At 70.5% G+C, this 16,888-nt stretch carries 12 protein-coding genes and 1 tRNA gene; 5 read left to right on the top strand and 8 right to left on the bottom strand.

What is annotated here, in order from left to right:
• Positions 1-28: 28 nt before the first annotated feature.
• From OG992_RS26335 to argS, 7 genes are all read right to left on the bottom strand, one after another.
• Positions 29-1,273 (bottom strand): MFS transporter, encoded by a 1,245-nt coding sequence (locus OG992_RS26335; RefSeq protein WP_238687364.1) that lies wholly within the window; start codon positions 1,271-1,273, stop codon positions 29-31.
• Between the two features lie 11 nt (positions 1,274-1,284).
• Positions 1,285-2,136: a polysaccharide deacetylase family protein gene (locus OG992_RS26330; RefSeq protein WP_266304544.1), complete on the bottom strand. Its 852-nt coding sequence runs from the start codon at positions 2,134-2,136 to the stop codon at positions 1,285-1,287.
• Between the two features lie 124 nt (positions 2,137-2,260).
• Positions 2,261-5,539, bottom strand: a complete 3,279-nt coding sequence (locus tag OG992_RS26325; protein ID WP_266304543.1) for an efflux RND transporter permease subunit — start codon at positions 5,537-5,539, stop codon at positions 2,261-2,263.
• 141 nt (positions 5,540-5,680) lie between these two features.
• Positions 5,681-6,730 carry a threonine synthase gene (gene thrC, locus OG992_RS26320; RefSeq protein WP_238687367.1) on the bottom strand — a complete coding sequence of 350 codons (1,050 nt, stop codon included), beginning with the start codon at positions 6,728-6,730 and terminating at the stop codon, positions 5,681-5,683.
• A 139-nt stretch (positions 6,731-6,869) separates the two neighbouring features.
• Entirely contained in the window at positions 6,870-8,180 is a 1,311-nt protein-coding gene (locus OG992_RS26315) for a homoserine dehydrogenase (protein ID WP_266305278.1), read from the bottom strand.
• 8 nt (positions 8,181-8,188) lie between these two features.
• Positions 8,189-9,574: a diaminopimelate decarboxylase gene (lysA, locus tag OG992_RS26310; protein ID WP_266304542.1), complete on the bottom strand. Its 1,386-nt coding sequence runs from the start codon at positions 9,572-9,574 to the stop codon at positions 8,189-8,191.
• Position 9,575: 1 nt separating this feature from the next.
• A complete protein-coding gene (argS, locus tag OG992_RS26305) occupies positions 9,576-11,243 on the bottom strand; it encodes an arginine--tRNA ligase (RefSeq protein ID WP_266304541.1) in 1,668 nt (555 codons plus the stop codon).
• Positions 11,244-11,340: 97 nt separating this feature from the next.
• On the opposite strand from argS, the gene OG992_RS26300 reads away from it, so the two are divergent.
• The 5 genes from OG992_RS26300 (at position 11,341) to OG992_RS26280 (ending at position 14,491) form a co-directional block, all read left to right on the top strand.
• The gene (locus OG992_RS26300; RefSeq protein WP_238687370.1) at positions 11,341-12,144 is read left to right on the top strand and encodes a DUF3105 domain-containing protein; all 804 of its coding nucleotides are present in this window, start codon (positions 11,341-11,343) and stop codon (positions 12,142-12,144) included.
• Positions 12,145-12,152: 8 nt separating this feature from the next.
• Positions 12,153-12,821, top strand: a complete 669-nt coding sequence (locus OG992_RS26295) for a DUF305 domain-containing protein (RefSeq protein WP_266304540.1) — start codon at positions 12,153-12,155, stop codon at positions 12,819-12,821.
• Positions 12,822-13,088: 267 nt separating this feature from the next.
• Positions 13,089-13,781: a winged helix-turn-helix domain-containing protein gene (locus OG992_RS26290; protein WP_266304539.1), complete on the top strand. Its 693-nt coding sequence runs from the start codon at positions 13,089-13,091 to the stop codon at positions 13,779-13,781.
• A gap of 90 nt (positions 13,782-13,871) precedes the next feature.
• Positions 13,872-13,946 (top strand) — tRNA-Arg (locus OG992_RS26285).
• 86 nt (positions 13,947-14,032) lie between these two features.
• On the top strand, positions 14,033-14,491 hold the full coding sequence (locus OG992_RS26280) for a hypothetical protein (RefSeq protein WP_238687373.1): 459 nt from the start codon (positions 14,033-14,035) through the stop codon (positions 14,489-14,491).
• 10 nt (positions 14,492-14,501) lie between these two features.
• Here OG992_RS26280 and OG992_RS26275 read toward each other — a convergent pair whose 3' ends face one another.
• Entirely contained in the window at positions 14,502-16,883 is a 2,382-nt protein-coding gene (locus OG992_RS26275; RefSeq protein ID WP_266304538.1) for an excinuclease ABC subunit UvrA, read from the bottom strand.
• Positions 16,884-16,888: the final 5 nt, after the last annotated feature.

The following is a 16,888-nucleotide window of genomic DNA, read 5'->3' as shown; positions in this document are numbered from 1 at the left end:
CCGCGCCCGCTGCCTGGGATCGCCGAGTTCAGCCGGCCGGGTCCGGGACCGGCTCGACGGCCGGATCGGTGAGCGACAGCCGGCGGGTGGCGATCCGCCAGCCGACCGCGTACACGAGGGTGATCAGACCGCAGCCGGCGAGCACCACCCGTTCGTCGACGGAGTCCACCACCAGGGCCACCGCCAGTTGACTCACCGAGATCGCCAGCGTCGCCAGCATCATGTCGGTGGCGAAGACGCGGCCCCGCAACCGGTCCGGAACTTCACCCTGAAGGGCGAAGTTCGACATCACCCAGTTGCTGCCGCCCGCGAAGTGGGCCACGAAGACCAGCAGCAGCACCAGCGGAAACCATCGCACCACCGAGGTGCCCAGGTAGGCCAGGCCGTAGAGCGACATGGACAGCGCGAGCCCGGGAAGCAGCCACGCCCGGTTGGTCAACACCCGGCGCATCAGGATCGGCCCCACCAACGCTCCCGCGCCGCGTACCGCGAAGAGCAGGCCGGCGCCGAGCGGACCGACGCCGTACACGCCGGCCAGCAGCGGAAACACCGTCAGCACGCCGTTGCCCAGGCCCACCGCCGACTTGACGGTGACCAGCGCGAGCACCCGGGGGCGGTGACCGATGTAGCCGAGCGCCTCGCGGACCGCCGACCAGGTCCGCTGGGCCGGTTGGTCGGCGTCCCGGGGCGCCTGCAACGGCCGGCGGATCCGGGTGGCGAGGGTCGCGGCCGCCGCGAGGCCCGCCGCCGCCACCCAGAAGCAGACGTACGGGCCGGCAGCGGTGCTGAGCACACCGCCGAGCGAGGCGCCGACCACCGTCATGGTGCCCCAGGCCGAGCCAGCGATGGCGTTGCCAGCGGCGAGCTCGTGCGGCTCCAGCACGTTGGGCAGCGCGGCCTGGGCGGCCGGCGAGTAGAACGCCTTGGCGACCGCCACCACGCCGATCGCTACCAGTGCCAGCCACGCGGTTGCGGCGTTCCGCACGCCGAGCAGCAGCAGCACGCCCACCAGCGCGGCCACGTTCGCGGCGATCATGACCTTCCGGCGGTCGAAGCGGTCGGCGATCGTGCCGGTGTACGGCAGCAGCAACGCCACAATGCCGGTGTCCACCGCCAACACCAGCGCGCCCCAGACGCCACTGCCGGTCAGGTGCGGTAGCAGCACCAGCAGCGGCACCATGACGAACCAGTCGGCGCCGAAGACCACCAGCTCGGCGAGGAACAGGTTGCGGAAGCTCCGATTGCCGGTCAGAACCGAGAGGGTGGACGCCACGGAGCGCGACCCTACCCGGTCGTCGTCGAAGCCATACCCGCTCCCAGCAGCGCCGAGACCGTGACGAATGTGTAGCCACGCGACCGTAGCCCGTTGATCATGTCGGGCAGGCCCCGCAGTGCGACCAGCCGCCTTCGCGCCCCCACATCGTGACCGAGCACTATCGTTCCCGGTCGAACCTCGGCCATGATCCGTCGGGCGTGACCGGCCGGATCGTGAGGGAACTCACGCTCCACCATCTGCAACGACCAGAGCACCAGCCGATAGTCCAGCCGAGCCGCCGCGTGCAGCACCGCCCCGCCCAGGTGGCCGTACGGCGGGCGGAGAAGCGCCGGCGGCACCCCGGTCAGGTCGGCGATCGCGTCGTGGCTGCGGCGCAGGTCGTCGTACGCCTCGGCGGCGTCCAGGTCGGCCAGGTCCCGGTGCGCCCAGCTGTGGTTTCCCACCTCGTGCCCGTCGAGCCGGTCGCGGACGACGTCGGCGTGCCGGCGGACCTGCGTCCCGACCATGAAGAAGGTAGCCGGGACCCGGTGCTGGGCCAGGGTGTCGAGCACCATGGGGGTCCACTGTGGCGCGGGGCCGTCGTCGAAGGTGAGGGCCACCAGGCGCTGGTTGGTCCGCCCGGACCAGACGACCTCCAGCGCGCCGGAGCTGACCTTCTGCTGGCCGTTACCGAGGGTGGCGCTGGCGGGGCCGCCGGCGATCGGCATCCGGCGATGCGTGATCCGCCACGCCTCGGACGTCCCCGCGCCGATGGCCATACCGCCCGCCACCAGCAGGCCACGGCGCAACAGATCGCGCCGCCCCCATCCGCTCGCGCCCTCGGCCATCCGCCCGCCCCACTTCACCCACACCCCACTCACCCACAAGGAGTATGCAAGAAGTTACACAAAGTATGGGGTGGGCGAGTCGGAGTGTTTTCGGTCGAACGAACCTGAAACGCCCCCGGCGAAAATCCGCCGGGGGCGTTCCGAAACGCGCTGCGACCTACTCGGTCGGCTCCGCCGGAGGCAACGGCGAGGTACGGCTACGCGGTAGCCGCAGCACCTCGAACTGGTCCGTGCCCTCCACCAACGCGGCCGACGGCGCGGGTCGCCCGGCCGGTCGCACACCCTCGGCCGCGACCGGGGCGGGCGCGCCGCTCGGCACCGCTACCTGGTTCGGCGCTGGCACCTCGTCGGTCTCCGTCGTGGTCACCGTCGACCCTCCGGAGCGCCGCCGTGCGCGCCGACCCCGCAGCGACTCCTTGGTGTGCTCCACCATCGTGTACAACGTCGGCACCAGGATCAGCGTGAGCAGCGTCGAGCTGAGCAGACCACCGATCACCACGACCGCCAGCGGCTGAGAGATGAAGCCGCCCTCACCGGTCAACCCGAACGCCATCGGCAGCAGCGCGAAGATGGTCGCCACCGCCGTCATCAGGATCGGGCGCAGCCGGCGACGGCCACCTTCGACCACCGCCTCCCGGACCCCCATGCCCTGCGCCCGGTACTGGTTGATCAGGTCGAGCAACACGATCGCGTTGGTCACCACGATGCCGACCAGCATCAGCACACCGATCAGCGCCGGCACACCGAGCGGCGTCCCGGTGACCAACAGCAGACCGATGGCGCCGGTCGCCGCGAACGGGATGGAGATCAGCAGGATCAGCGCCTGCGTGAGGCTACGGAACGTGGCCACCATGATCAGGAAGACGATGGCGATCGCGGCCAGCACCGCCAGGCCCAGGTCCGCGAAGGCATCCGCCTGATCCGCGCTGACACCACCGATGGTGAAGCTCGCACCCGGCACGTTGATGCCGTCCAGCCGCTTCTGCAACTCCGTGCTTGTCGCGCCCAGGTTCGAGCCGGTCGCCGCGCCGGTCACCGACACGCTGCGCTCACCGTCGATGCGGGTGACCTGCTGCGGCCCCTCGCCCTGGGTGACCTGCGCGATGTCGCCCAGCTTCACCGGACCAACCGGCAGTGCCCGCAGCTGCTCCACTGTCGTCGGCGGTTGCGTGCCCGACCGCAGCACCACGTTCTGCTGCTGGCCGTCGAGCGCTACCTGACCCAGCGGCGCTCCCCGGAACGCCTGCGACACGAACTGCCCCACGGCGGCCTCGGTGAGCCCGACCCGACCCGCGGCGACCCTGTCGACCACCACGTCGACCCGCGGCACCCGCGCGGCCAGGCTGGTGGAGACGTCCTCGACGTCCGGGACGCCGGCCATCGCCGCCCGCGCCTCCTCGGCGGCCCGGGTCAGCGCCTCCGGGTCGCTCGCCTGGACGATCACCTCAAGCTGGCTGGTCGACGCCTCCTGCCCGCCACCGAAGCTGATCTCGCCCACACCGGCGCCGAGCTTGTCGAACTCCTTGCGCAGCACCTCACGCATCTGCTTCGCGTCGGTGTCACCGTCGAGCGCCAGCGACCAGCTGGCGACGTTGTTGCCGCCGCCGCCCGCCCACGGGTTGTCGCCACCGCCCGCTGTCACCTGGTACGTCTCGACGCCGTCGGTGCGGGACAGCACCGACTCGACCTGCTTGGCCGCCGCGTCGGTGGCCGCCAGGCCACTGCCGGCCGGCAACTCCTGGCTCATGTTGAGGGTGTCCTGGCCGGAGTCGTCCAGGAAGTTGGTCTCCAACTTCTGCGCCAGACCGAAGGTGCCGAAGAGCACCAGCAGGCCCAGCCCGACGGTGATCCAACGGGTCGACCGCTTGCGGGTGGCGAACCCGATGACGGGCAGGTACGCCCGCTGCAACGGGCTGCGCAGCTCCTTCTCCTCCGCGGCGTGCCGTACCGCCTCGTCGTCCGCGGTGCCGCCGCGCGGCTTGAGGAACCAGTACGCGAGGACCGGGATCACTGTCAGCGACACCAGCAGCGAGGCGAGCAGAGCCACCGTCACGGTGATCGCGAACGGCGCGAAGAGCTGGCCCACGAACCCGCCGACCAGCGCGATCGGCGCGAACACCGCCACCGTGGTGAGGGTGGACGCGGTCACCGCACCGGCGACCTCCCGGACACCGGTGATGATGGCGTGCCGCTTCTCCTCGCCGTACTCCAGATGTCGTTTGATGTTCTCCAAGACCACGATCGAGTCGTCGACCACCCGACCGACCGCGATGGTCAACGCGCCGAGGGTGAGCAGGTTGAGCGAGTAGTCGCCGATCCACAGAGCGATCAGCGCCACCAGCACGGAGAGCGGGATGGAGACCGCGGTGACCACCGTCGAGCGCACCGACAGCAGGAAGACCAGGATGACGATGACAGCCATCACCAGGCCCAGCAGGCCCTCCGTGGTCAGCGACTCGATCGACTTCTCGACGAACGGCGCCTGGTCGAAGACCACGGTCAGCTCCGCGCCGGAGGCGTCCTTCAGGTCGTCGAGCCGGTCCCGGATCTCGTGCGAGATCTCCACGGCGTTGCCGTCCGGTGCCGCGGTGACAGCGATACCGAGGCTGTCCTTGCCGTTGGTCCGGGTGATCGCCGTGGCCGGGGCGAGCTGCTGCTCGACAGTCGCCACGTCACCGAGGCGAACCGGCGCCGCGGCCGGGGCGACCACGATGCCGCGCAGCTCCTCCAGGGTGGAGATCGGCGTGCCGACCTGCACCGGGAGGGCCAACGCGCCGTCGGTCACCGCGCCGGCCGGAACCGCCACGCCGTTTGTCTTCAGCGCCGCGCCGATCGCCGTCGGCTGGATCTTCGCGGCGGCCAACTTGGCCGGGTCCGGGGTGACCACCACGACGTCGTCGCGGGTGCCGGTCACCTCGACGGTGCGTACCCCCTCGATGCCCTCCAGCTCCGGCACCACGGTCTCGCGCAGCTTCTCGGCGAGCGCCCGCTCGTCCGCAGCGCCGGCCGCGGCCAGCACCACGGCCGGCAGGTCGTCGGTGCTACCCGCGATGACCTGCGGGTCGACGCCCTCCGGCAGCTGGGCGTCGATCCGGCTCAACGCGGTCTGCATCTTGTTGACCACGTCGTCGAGGTCGGTGCCGAACTCGTACGTCACCTGGACGGTGGCCGCCCCCTCGCGGGAGGTGGAGGTGACCTGGTCCAGCCCCGGGATGCCCTGGAGGGCGTTCTCGATCGGCTCGGTCACCTGCGACTCGACGATCTCGGGGCCGGCGCCGGGGTAGGGAGCCACGATGAACGCGGCCGGGAACTCGAGCGACGGCAGCAGTTGCTGCTTCAGCGACGGCACGGCGAACACTCCGAACACCGTGGTCACCACCGCGATGAGGGCAATCAGCCCTCGGTTGGCGAGGCTGAATCTGGCGAGCAGCGACATCGGCCTGGCTCACTCCTGAACGAGAATGCGGGCGGGGATACCCGAAAGTGTGCCGGACTCGCATACCTCGGCCCCCGCCGCCCCCGGGCCGTCGCGCCGCCCAGCTACCCGCCGTCGATCACCACCCGGACGGTGGCGCGCTCAGGCCAGGTCGAGGGCGCGCGCCGCGGCCAGCGGGTCGTTCGCGATGGTCACCGGCGCCGGCGCTGTGGAGATCGCCCATTCCGGATCCTTCAGCCCGTGGCCGGTCACCGTGCAGACCACTGTCGAACCGGGCGGCACCGCGCCCGCCGCGGCCTGCTGCAGCAGGCCGGCCACGCTGGCCGCGCTGCCCAGCTCGACGAAGACCCCCACCTCACGGGCGAGCAGACGGTACGCGGACAGGATCTCCCGATCGGTCACCGACGCGATCAGGCCACCGGAGGCGTCCCGGGCGTCGAGTGCCTTGGTCCAGCTCGCCGGGTTGCCGATCCGGATCGCCGTGGCGATGGTGGACGGCTCCGGCACCACCTGACCGGTCACGATCGGGGCCGCCCCGGCGGCCTGGAAGCCGTACATCTTCGGGGTGCGGGTGGTGGCGCCGGCGGCCAACTCCTCCCCGTATCCCATCCAGTACGCGGAGATGTTGCCGGCGTTGCCGACCGGCAGGCAGTGGATGTCGGGCGCGTCACCGAGCGCCTCGACGATCTCGAAGGCTGCGGTCTTCTGGCCGTGCAACCGGTCGATGTTCACCGAGTTGACCAACGCGACCGGGTAGTCCTGGGCGAGCTTGGCGGCCGTCGCGAGGCAGTCGTCGAAGTTACCGTTCACCTGGAGCAGCTTCGCGCCGTGCACCAGCGCCTGGGCCAGCTTGCCCAGCGCGATCTTGCCCTGCGGCACCAGCACGGCGCAGGTCAACCCGGCCCGGGCCGCGTACGCCGCGGCGGAGGCGCTGGTGTTGCCGGTGGAGGCGCAGATGATGGCCTTGTTGCCGGCCTCGACCGCCTTGGACACCGCGAGGGTCATCCCCCGGTCCTTGAAGGAGCCGGTCGGGTTGGCGCCCTCCACCTTGAGGTGCACGTCGCAACCGAGCCGGGCGGACAGCACCGGCGCCGGCAACAGCGGGGTGTTGCCCTCGTGCAGCGTGACGACCGGCGTGGCCGCGGTGACCGGCAGCCGATCCCGGTACGCCTCGATCAGACCCCGCCACATGTCGTTCTCCTCGCCTCTACCGCCGCGCCCACCCGATTGTCAGGGCCACCTTGGACCAGCCTGCTGGAGTGGTCAACGGCACACCCTGGCTTACCCACCTGGCGGGACGCGCGAGCCGTCCCGTCGATGATGCAACGACTCAGGCGTCGCCCTCGACCCGCAACACACTGGTCACCGACCGGACGATGTCCAGACCGCGCAGCTCACCGACGGTCGCGGCGAGCGCGGCGTCCGGTGCCACATGCGTGACGATGACCAGCTCGGCGTCGCCGTCGCGGCCCGCCGGCCCGCCCGCCGAGCCCTGCCGCACCGTCGCGATCGACACGTCGTGCCGGGCGAACACGCTCGCCACCGAGGCCAGCACACCCGGGCGGTCGGCCACGTCGAGGCTCACGTGGTAACGGGTCAACGCCTCACCCATCGGCCGGACCGCGAGGTCCGCGTACGCGCTCTCGCTGGCCGCGCGCACCCCGGCGAGCCGGTTGCGGGACACCGCGACCACGTCACCGAGGACCGCGCTGGCGGTGGGCGCGCCACCGGCGCCGCGACCGTAGAACATCAACTGGCCTGCCGAGTCCGCCTCCACGAAGACCGCGTTGAACGCGTCGCCGACGCTGGCCAGCGGGTGGCTGCGCGGGATCATCGCCGGGTGCACCCGGACGCTGACCGTCTCCCGGCCGGTGGAGTCGACACCCCGGGCCGCGATGCAGAGCAGTTTGATCGTGCAGCCCATCGCCTGGGCGCTGGCCATGTCCGCGGCGGTCACCTCGGTGATGCCTTCGCGGTGCACGTCGGCGGCGCCGACCCGGGTGTGGAACGCCAGCGAGGCGAGGATCGCCGCCTTCGCCGCCGCGTCGAAGCCTTCCACGTCGGCGGTCGGATCGGCCTCCGCGTACCCGAGGGCGGTGGCCTCTTCGAGGGCCTCGGCGAAGCCGGCGCCGGTCGCGTCCATCGCGGAGAGGATGAAGTTGGTGGTGCCGTTGACGATGCCGGTGACCCGGTTGATCCGGTCGCCGTGCAGCGACTCCCGTAGCGGACGCAGCAGCGGGATTGCCCCCGCGACGGACGCCTCGTAGTAGAGGTCGCCGCCACCCTCGGCCGCCGCCTCGTGCAGGGCCACGCCGTCCTCGGCGAGCAGCGCCTTGTTGGCGGTGACCACGCTCTTGCCGGCGCGCAGCGCCTCGACCAGCCAGCTCCGGGCCGGTTCGATGCCGCCGATCACCTCGATCACCACGTCCACGTCGTCGCGCTTGATCAGGCCAAGCGCGTCGGTGGTGAAGAGGTCCTCGTCGACCGGCAGGTCACCCCGGTCGCGGCCGAGCCGACGGACGGCGATGCCGGCGATCTCCAGCGGAGCGCCGATCCGCGCGGTGAGGTCGGCGGACTGCTCGTGCAGCAGCCGGACCACCTCCTGGCCGACAGTGCCACAGCCGAGCAGCGCCAAGCGCACAGGTGACGTCATCCCACATCCAAAGCCAGCAGGTCGTCTTCGGTTTCCCGCCGGACGATCAGGCGCGCCTGGCCGTCGCGCACCGCGACCACCGGTGGCCGGGGCACATGGTTGTAGTTGCTGGCCATGCTTCGGCAGTACGCACCGGTGCCGGGCACTGCGACAAGATCTCCGGGCTGCACGTCGGCGGGCAGGAATTCATCCTTCACCACGATGTCCCCGGACTCACAGTGCTTTCCCACCACGCGGGCGAGCAACGGCTGCGCGGTCGAGGCCCGCGAGGCCAGCGTCGCCGAGTAGGACGCGTCGTAGAGGGCGGTGCGGATGTTGTCGCTCATCCCGCCGTCGACGCTGACGTACGTCCGGAGGCCGTCGAGGTCCTTGACAGTGCCGACCTCGTAGAGGGTGAACACGGCCGGCCCGACGATGGCCCGGCCCGGCTCGATCGACAGGTGCGGCACGGCCAGGTTCTCCGCCGCGCACTCCGAATCGACGATCTTGCGAAGCCGCTTGGCGAGATCCTGCGGGGTCGCCGGGTCGTCCTGGGTGGTGTACGCGATGCCGAAGCCACCGCCCAGGTCCAGCTCGGGCAGCTCCACTCCGCGCGCGTCGCGGATCTGCGCCTGAAGGGCGAGCACCCGCCGGGCCGAGACCTCGAAGCCGCTGGCGTCGAAGATCTGCGAACCGATGTGCGAGTGCAGACCACGCAGCTCCAGCACGCCCTCGTCGAGGATCTTGAACGCGGCGTTGGCGGCGGCACCGCCGGCCAGCGAGAAGCCGAACTTCTGGTCCTCGTGGGCGGTGGCGATGAACTCGTGGGTGTGCGCCTCGACCCCCACGGTGACCCGGACCAGCACCCGGGGCCGGACCCCGCGCTCACGGGCCAGCGCGGTGAGCCTGTCGATCTCGGTGAACGAGTCGACGATGATGCGGCCCACGCCGGCGTCCAGCGCCCGGCCCAGCTCGGCGACCGACTTGTTGTTGCCGTGGAAGCCGATCCGCTCCGGCGGCATCCCGGCCGACAGTGCGGTGGCCAGCTCACCACCGGTGCAGACGTCCAGGTGCAGCCCCTCCTCGGCGATCATCCGGACCACAGCGCGGCAGAGGAACGCCTTGCCGGCGTAGAAGACGTCCTCGGTGGGGAAGGCCGCCCGGAAGTCGCGGCAGCGCGAGCGCAGGTCGGCCTCGTCGAGGACGTACACCGGGGTGCCGAACTCGGCCGCGAGGTCGCGGACGCTCAGGCCCGCGACGGCGACAGCGCCGTCGGCCCCGCGCGTCACCGACCGCGGCCACAGCGCCGGCACGAGATCGTTGACGTCGGCCGGGGTACGCAGCCAGGCCGGCCCCTGGTTGCTGATGTCCGCGTGTAGCGCACCAGCCTCATGAGCCCTCATGTCACATCCTCTCGGGTGCGGAGACGCCGAGCAGGTAGAGGCCGTTGGCGATCACCGTGCGGGTGGCGTTGTTGAGCCAGAGCCGAGCGCGGTGCAGGTCGGTGATCTCCTCGTCGCCCAGCGGCAGCACCCGGCAGTTGTCGTAGAACCGGTGGTAGGAGGCGGCCACGCTCTCCTCCAGGTAGCGGGCCACCCGGTGCGGCTCCCGCAGCTCGGCGGCCGTCGCCACCACAGCGGGGAACTGCGCGAGCGCCTTGAGCAGCTCGTTCTCCTTCTCGTGGTCGAGCAGCTCGGGGCGGAACCCGTCGGCGTCGCCCGGAACCAGCCCCACCTCGGCGGCGTTGCGGGCCACGCCCGCCGTCCGGGCTGCCACGTACTGCACGTAGTAGACCGGGTTGTCGCGGGTCGCCCGGGTCCACAGCTCGATGTCGATGTCGATCGGGGAGTCGCTGGAATAGCGGGCCAACGCGTACCGGGAGGCGTCCACGCCGATCGCCTCGACCAGGTCCTCCAGCGTGATCACCGTGCCGGCCCGCTTGCTCATCCGCATCGGCGCGCCGTCGCGCAGCAGGTTGACCAGCTGCCCGATGAGGATCTCCAGGTTGCGCTCCGGGTCGTCGCCGAAGCAGGCGGACATCGCCTTCATCCGGCCGATGTAGCCGTGGTGGTCGGCGCCCAGCATGATCACGACCCGCTCGAAGCCGCGCTCGCGCTTGTCCAGGTAGTAGGCGCAGTCCGCGGCGAAGTACGTCCACTCGCCGTTGGACTTGCGCAGCACCCGGTCCTTGTCGTCGCCGAAGTCGGTGGTGCGCAGCCAGGTGGCGCCCTCGGACTCGTAGAGGTGGCCCTGCTCGCGCAGCCGGTTCAACGCCAGGTCGAGCTCACCCCGGTCGTGCAGGTCCTTCTCGTTGAAGTAGGTGTCGAACTCCACCCCGAAGTCGCGCAGCGAGGTGCGGATCTCGTCGAACATCAGCGCGACGCCCTCGACCCGGAAGACCTCCTGGGCGGCGTCGTCGTCGAGCGAGCGCACCTCCGGCCGGCGGGCCTGCACCTCGGCGGCGATCTCGGCGATGTACGCCCCGCCGTAGCCGTCCTCCGGCGCCGACTCACCCTTGGCGGCGGCGAGCAGCGACCGGGCGAAGCGGTCGATCTGCGAACCGGCGTCGTTGAAGTAGTACTCCGTGCCGACGTCGGCGCCGGTGGCCCGCAGCAGCCGGCTCAGCGCGTCACCGACGGCCGCCCAGCGGACCCCACCGATGTGCACCGGCCCGGTCGGGTTGGCCGAGACGAACTCCAGGTTGATCTTCTCGCCGGCGAGACGGTCGCTGCGGCCGTACTCCGCGCCGGTATCCACGATCACCCGCGCGAGCTGACCGGCCGCCGCGGCGTCGAGCCGGATGTTCAGGAAGCCCGGCCCGGCGATTTCCACCGACTTGACCCCTGGTGCCCGGCCCAACTCGTCGGCCAGGGCCGTCGCCAGCTCCCGGGGCGGGACGCCGACCTTCTTGCTCAACTGCAGTGCGAGCGTCGAGGCGTAGTCGCCGTGCTCGGGGTTGCGCGGTCGCTCCACCACGGTGCTCGCCGGCAACGCGGCGCGATCCAGCCCACGCTGCTCGAAGACGGCGTGGGCGGCGGCAAGGACGACCGAGGCTAGTTCTGCAGGAGTCACCCAACCATGTTATCGGGGGTAGACTCGGGCACTCGGCGGCTCCCCTGCGCGTCATCCGGCCCGCCACTCCCCTGACCGACCGACTTGACGAGGCACGATGAGCATCAGCACCCCGGGTGGCCCTGAGCGCCGCCCGACCGTGGTCAGCACCGGCAAGAAGCCGGCCGCGGGCCGGCCGGCGTCCGGCGCCAAGGCCGGTTCCGGCAAGCCGACGGGCACTCCCCGGTCCGGGGGCAAGGGCCCGCGCAAGCCGGTCACCCCGGTCAAGGTGAGCCAGGGCCGCGCGTGGGGGCCGATCGCGCTCTTCGTCGCGGTCGGCGTGCTCGCGGCCGGCATCATCGGTTACGGCGCCTGGGCGTCGTTCCAGGGCTCCAAGCCCTGGGACAAGCGGGCCAACGCCATCGAGGGCATCGTCAACATCCGCAAGACCGACAAGACGAGCCTCGACTACGAGTCGCACAAGTCGGGCCCGCTGACCTACAAGTACTCGCCGCCGGTGGGTGGGGTGCACAACGCCGCCTGGCAGAACTGCATGGGCGACGTCTACGACGCCCCGATCGCCAGCGAGCACGCGGTGCACAGCCTGGAGCACGGCGCGGTGTGGGTCACCTACCGCCCGGACCTGCCCAAGGACCAGGTCGACAAGCTCGCCGGCAAGGTGCGCGGCGTCGAGAAGATGCTGATGAGCCCGTACGAGGGCCTGGACAAGCCCATCTCGCTGCAGGCCTGGGGCTACCAGCTCAAGCTCGACAACGCCGACGACTCGCGGATCGACGAGTTCATCAAGGACCTGCGGGTGAACGCCTCCGTGGAGGGCCCGACGGCGCTCTGCAACACCGGCATCACCGCCACCGGCACCACGCCGCGTGAACTCCAGCAACAGCAGCAGCCCACCCAGTAAGGACGGCAATGACCGCTCCGGCAACCACCGACAGCGAGCACGACGAGATCCCGGCCGCCCTGGACGAGGGCGGCCGGGCCCCGGCGTCGCGCTACGGCGTGCTGGCGCTCGCCATCATGCTGGTGGTGGGGCTCCTCCTCGGGTACGCGGGCGGTCTGCTCACGCCACGGATCACCCGACCCGGTGACGCCTCGGTCGAGGCGGGCTTCGCCCGGGACATGACGACCCACCACGCGCAGGCGGTGGAGATGAGCCTGATCGCGTACCGGTCGGCGACCCTCCCCGAGGTGCGGCAGATCGCCGTCGACATCGCCACCGGGCAGCAGGGCGAGATCGGCGCGATGCAGACCTGGCTGCGCGAGTGGGGCCTCAGCCCGACCGGGTCGAACCCGCCGATGTCGTGGATGTCCGACGGGGCCGCCGTCAAGGACGGTCTGATGCCGGGCATGGCCACGCCGCAACAGATGACCGCCCTGCGCGAGGCCCAGGGCATCGAGGTCGACAGGCAGTTCCTCACCCTGATGTACAACCACCACCTGGGCGGCATCCACATGATCGACGCGGCACTCGGCGCGACCGACAACGCCGAGGTGGTGCGGGTGGCCAACACCATGAAGAACACCCAGCAGACCGAGCTGAACAACCTCCGGCAGCTCCAGGCGCAGGCCAAGGGCTGACCGAGCGGACTGGCGCACCCGGCCCGCGTCCCCGCCGATCAGAGGCGGTGACGCGGGCCGCTCCATGTCGACTCCAGAGCGCCCGCCGGCTCGGCCCCTGCCAACCGCTGGCGCAGCCCCGGCCCCCATGCCGAAGCCGTCGTGTATGACCTGAAAACCCCTCTCGCACCTTGTGGGCGTTTTGCGTAACACAGGCGATTACGTTGCTTAGAGAGTTTTCTCCCCACATATCGTGACCAGTTGCGATTCGGGCTCGTTGCCCAAGACGTGGGGGTTGCACTCAGAGACGCACGGCGTTCGGTAACCAGTTGGTGCCGACGCCACACCATCGGTGGTGACGGGGCGGTGGCAGCCGTCCGTCGCGGACAGCGGCAGGGCGAGCCGGGATTGCTCAGCCGCGAACAGGAACTCGAGTTGATCGACACGCTGCGGGGCGTCCATCCCGACGAGTTCGGCCTGGACGAGGAGCTGTGGACGCGGCAGAGCCTCACCACGCTCATCCAGCGGCGCTTCGAGCTGCCGCTGGACACTGGCGCGGTCGGGGCGTACCTGCGGGCCTGGGGGTTGGGTCCGCGGGAACCGCGTGAGCGGGCCTGCGGGCTCTGCGTCAGCGCTGTCGAGCGTTGGGTCCGCAGCGAGTACCCGGGGATCACCCGGGCCGCCCAGGAGCACCTCGCTGAGGTCTACTGGATCGGCCGGGTCCGGCTGCGCGGCACGATGCCGGCCGCCGACGTGATCTCCGCCGTCTCGTCCCGCGGTCGGGTGCGCTTCATGATCACTACGCCGACGGTGGACCCGCCGCTCCCCCGCGACTTCGTGCTGCGGCTCAGTGGCGAGGAGCAGCGCACCGTCCACCTGATAGTGGACGGCTCCTGGCCGCGCAACGAGTGGCCGCGCCGGCTCCCTCGACGAATCGTCCTGCACCCGCTGCCCAGCTGCGGGCGGGCGGTAGCCGCCTGAGCACCGGGTGGGCCGGTCCGACACGATCGGCTCACCCGATACCGATTCGGCGTACGCAGGGGAGGTTTGCTAGTCTTCTCCAGTCGCTGAGCCCCCGTAGCTCAGGGGATAGAGCACCGCCCTCCGGAGGCGGGGGCGCAGGTTCGAATCCTGCCGGGGGCACCAAGATTGACCAGCACGAGAGGCTCCTGACCAGAAATTCGGTCAGGGGCCTTCATTGTTTTGGCGGAACACCCACCAGAATGTCGATCATGCTGTTTCTCGGTCTGCTCCTCTCCGCGCTGGGTGGGGCCGTCATCGCGACCGCCCTCACCGTGAGTGGATTCCGCGCGATGGTCAGGAAGAACGAACGGTCGGGTCGCCTCCGCGCTGCGGCGCTGCTCGTCGGCGCGGGTGCCGTCGCCCTGTACGCCTGGGGTCTGCTCCACCTCGCCTACGCGGTGATGCAGGCCGAGGACGGCGGTGCCGGATCCGCCCCGGTCGGCCCCTGTCGCGAGGCCGGACCACAGGTGGCGAGCCTGGTCGTCGGTTACGACGTCAGCTTCCTGCCGATCCACTTCGAGTGCCGCCTCAGCGGTGGCGGCTCCTACGTCACCTCGTCCGTGCCCGGGTACGTCAACCAGGGCACGGCCGGCCTCGGTCTGGTCGCCGCCGCCTGCGGAGTCCTCGCCAGCACGACGGCTCGGCGCACCCGACAAGCGGTGACGTGAATGGCGGCCGTCATCTGCCGACGTACGCCGCCAGGTGCTCGCCGGTGAGGGTGGAGCGGGCGGCGACGAGGTCCGCGGGAGTGCCCTCGAAGACGATCCGGCCACCGTCGTGGCCGGCGCCGGGACCGATATCGATGATCCAGTCGGCGTGCGCCATGACGGCCTGGTGGTGCTCGATGACGATCACCGACTTGCCGGAGTCGACCAGGCGGTCGAGCAGGCCGAGCAGTTGCTCGACGTCGGCCAGGTGCAAGCCGGTGGTCGGCTCGTCGAGGACGTAGACGCCGCCCTTCTCGGCCATGTGGGTGGCCAGCTTGAGCCGTTGCCGTTCCCCGCCGGACAGAGTGGTGAGCGGCTGCCCCAGGCTCAGGTAGCCGAGCCCGACGTCGGCGAGCCGGTCGAGGATGGCGTGCGCTGCCGGCGTACGCGCCTCGCCGGCGCCGAAGAACTTCTCGGCCTCCGTCACCGACATCGCGAGCACCTCGCTGATGTCGCGACCACCGAAGCGGTATTCCAGCACCGATGCCTGGAACCGCTTGCCCTCGCAGTCCTCGCAGGGCGCGGCGACGCCCGCCATCATTCCCAGGTCGGTGTAGATGACACCGGCGCCGTTGCAGCTCGGGCAGGCACCCTCGGAGTTGGCGCTGAACAGCGCCGGCTTCACCCCGTTGGCCTTCGCGAACGCCTTACGGATCGGGTCGAGCAACCCGGTGTACGTGGCCGGGTTGCTGCGCCGTGAGCCGCGGATCGCGCCCTGGTCGATCGAGACCACGCCCGCGCCGGCCGGGATCGATCCGTGCACGAGCGAACTCTTGCCGGAGCCGGCGACGCCGGTCACGACGACGAGCACCCCGAGGGGTACGTCGACGTTCACGTCCCGGAGGTTGTTGGCAGTGGCGCCCCGGATCTCCAGCTTGCCGGTGGGCGTCCGCACCGTCTCCTTGAGGGCCGCCCGGTCGTCGAGGTGACGGCCGGTGATGGTGCCGCTGGCCCGCAGACCTTCCACTGTGCCCTCGTAACAGACGGTTCCGCCCTCGGTGCCGGCACCGGGCCCGAGGTCGACGACGTGGTCGGCGATGGCGATGGCCTCCGGCTTGTGCTCCACGACCAGTACCGTGTTGCCCTTGTCGCGCAGTTGGAGCAGCAGCTCGTTCATCCGTTGGATGTCGTGCGGGTGCAGCCCGATCGTCGGCTCGTCGAAGACGTAGGTGACGTCGGTGAGCGAGGAGCCGAGATGGCGGATCATCTTGGTGCGCTGCGCCTCACCGCCGGAGAGGGTGCCCGACGGTCGATCGAGTGACAGGTAGCCCAGCCCGATCTCCTCGAACGAGTCGAGGAGGTGTTGCAGGCCGGCCAGCAACGGGGCCACCGACGGGTCTTCGATTCCGCGCACCCAGGCGGCCAGGTCGCTGATCTGCATCGCGCACGCGTCGGCGATGTTCTTACCCTTGATCTTCGACGACCGGGCCTCCTTGCTGAGCCGGGTGCCGGCACACTCGGGGCAGGTCGTGAAGGTCACCGCGCGCTCCACGAAGGCGCGGATGTGCGGCTGCAACGCGTCGATGTCCTTGGCGAGGAAGGACTTCTGGATCGACGGGATCAGGCCCGCGTACGTCAGGTTTATCCCGTCGATTTTGACCTTGGTGGGCTCCCGGTGGAGCAGGTCGTGCAGCTCCCGCTTGGTGAACTTGGCGATCGGCTTGTCCGGGTCGAAGTAGCCGCAGCCCCGGAAGATCCGGCCGAACCAGCCCTCCATGCTGTAACCCGGGATGGTGATCGCGCCCTCGTTGAGCGAGAGGTTGTCATCGTAGAGCGCCGACAGGTCGATGTCGGTCACCGCACCCATGCCCTCGCACCGCGGGCACATGCCGCCGAGACGGTTGAAGGTCGCCTTCTCGGTCTTCGTCTTGCCGGCGCCGCGATCGACTGTGATCGCCCCGGTCGCCTTCACCGAGGGAACATTGAAGGAGTACGCGTTGGGCGAGCCGATGTGCGGCTGCCCGAGCCGGCTGAACAGGATGCGCAGCATCGCGTTGGCGTCGGTGGCGGTGCCGACGGTGGAGCGGGAGTTGGCGCCCATCCGCTCCTGGTCCACGATGATCGCCGTGGTCAGGCCATCCAGCAGGTCGACCTCGGGCCGCGCCAACGTCGGCATGAAGCCCTGCACGAAGGCGCTGTAGGTCTCGTTGATCATCCGCTGCGACTCGGCCGCGATCGTGCCGAACACCAGAGAGCTCTTGCCGGAGCCGGAGACACCGGTGAACACCGTCAGCCGCCGCTTCGGGATCTCGACGCTGACGTCCTTGAGGTTGTTCACCCGCGCGCCCTGCACCCGGATCAGGTCGTGGCTGTCGGCGACGTGCGGCTCGGACGGCTGGATGGCCGTGCTCATCGTGT

The organism is Micromonospora sp. NBC_00362, from assembly GCF_026342155.1.
Taxonomy (GTDB): Bacteria; Actinomycetota; Actinomycetes; order Mycobacteriales; family Micromonosporaceae; genus Micromonospora; species Micromonospora hortensis.
The sequence above is the reverse complement of the archived record's forward strand: the minus strand, read 5'-3'. Positions and strand labels throughout refer to the sequence as shown.

What these genes read in the sequence shown, in the direction of transcription:
- OG992_RS26300 (WP_238687370.1), top strand. Translation starts at nt 11,341, where the DNA reads ATGAGCATCAGCACCCCGGGTGGCCCTGAGCGCCGCCCGACCGTGGTC.
- thrC (WP_238687367.1), bottom strand. Translation starts at nt 6,730, where the DNA reads ATGTGGCGGGGTCTGATCGAGGCGTACCGGGATCGGCTGCCGGTCACC.
- lysA (WP_266304542.1), bottom strand. Translation starts at nt 9,574, where the DNA reads ATGAGGGCTCATGAGGCTGGTGCGCTACACGCGGACATCAGCAACCAG.
- OG992_RS26325 (WP_266304543.1), bottom strand. Translation starts at nt 5,539, where the DNA reads ATGTCGCTGCTCGCCAGATTCAGCCTCGCCAACCGAGGGCTGATTGCC.
- OG992_RS26295 (WP_266304540.1), top strand. Translation starts at nt 12,153, where the DNA reads ATGACCGCTCCGGCAACCACCGACAGCGAGCACGACGAGATCCCGGCC.
- OG992_RS26280 (WP_238687373.1), top strand. Translation starts at nt 14,033, where the DNA reads ATGCTGTTTCTCGGTCTGCTCCTCTCCGCGCTGGGTGGGGCCGTCATC.
- OG992_RS26275 (WP_266304538.1), bottom strand. Translation starts at nt 16,883, where the DNA reads ATGAGCACGGCCATCCAGCCGTCCGAGCCGCACGTCGCCGACAGCCAC.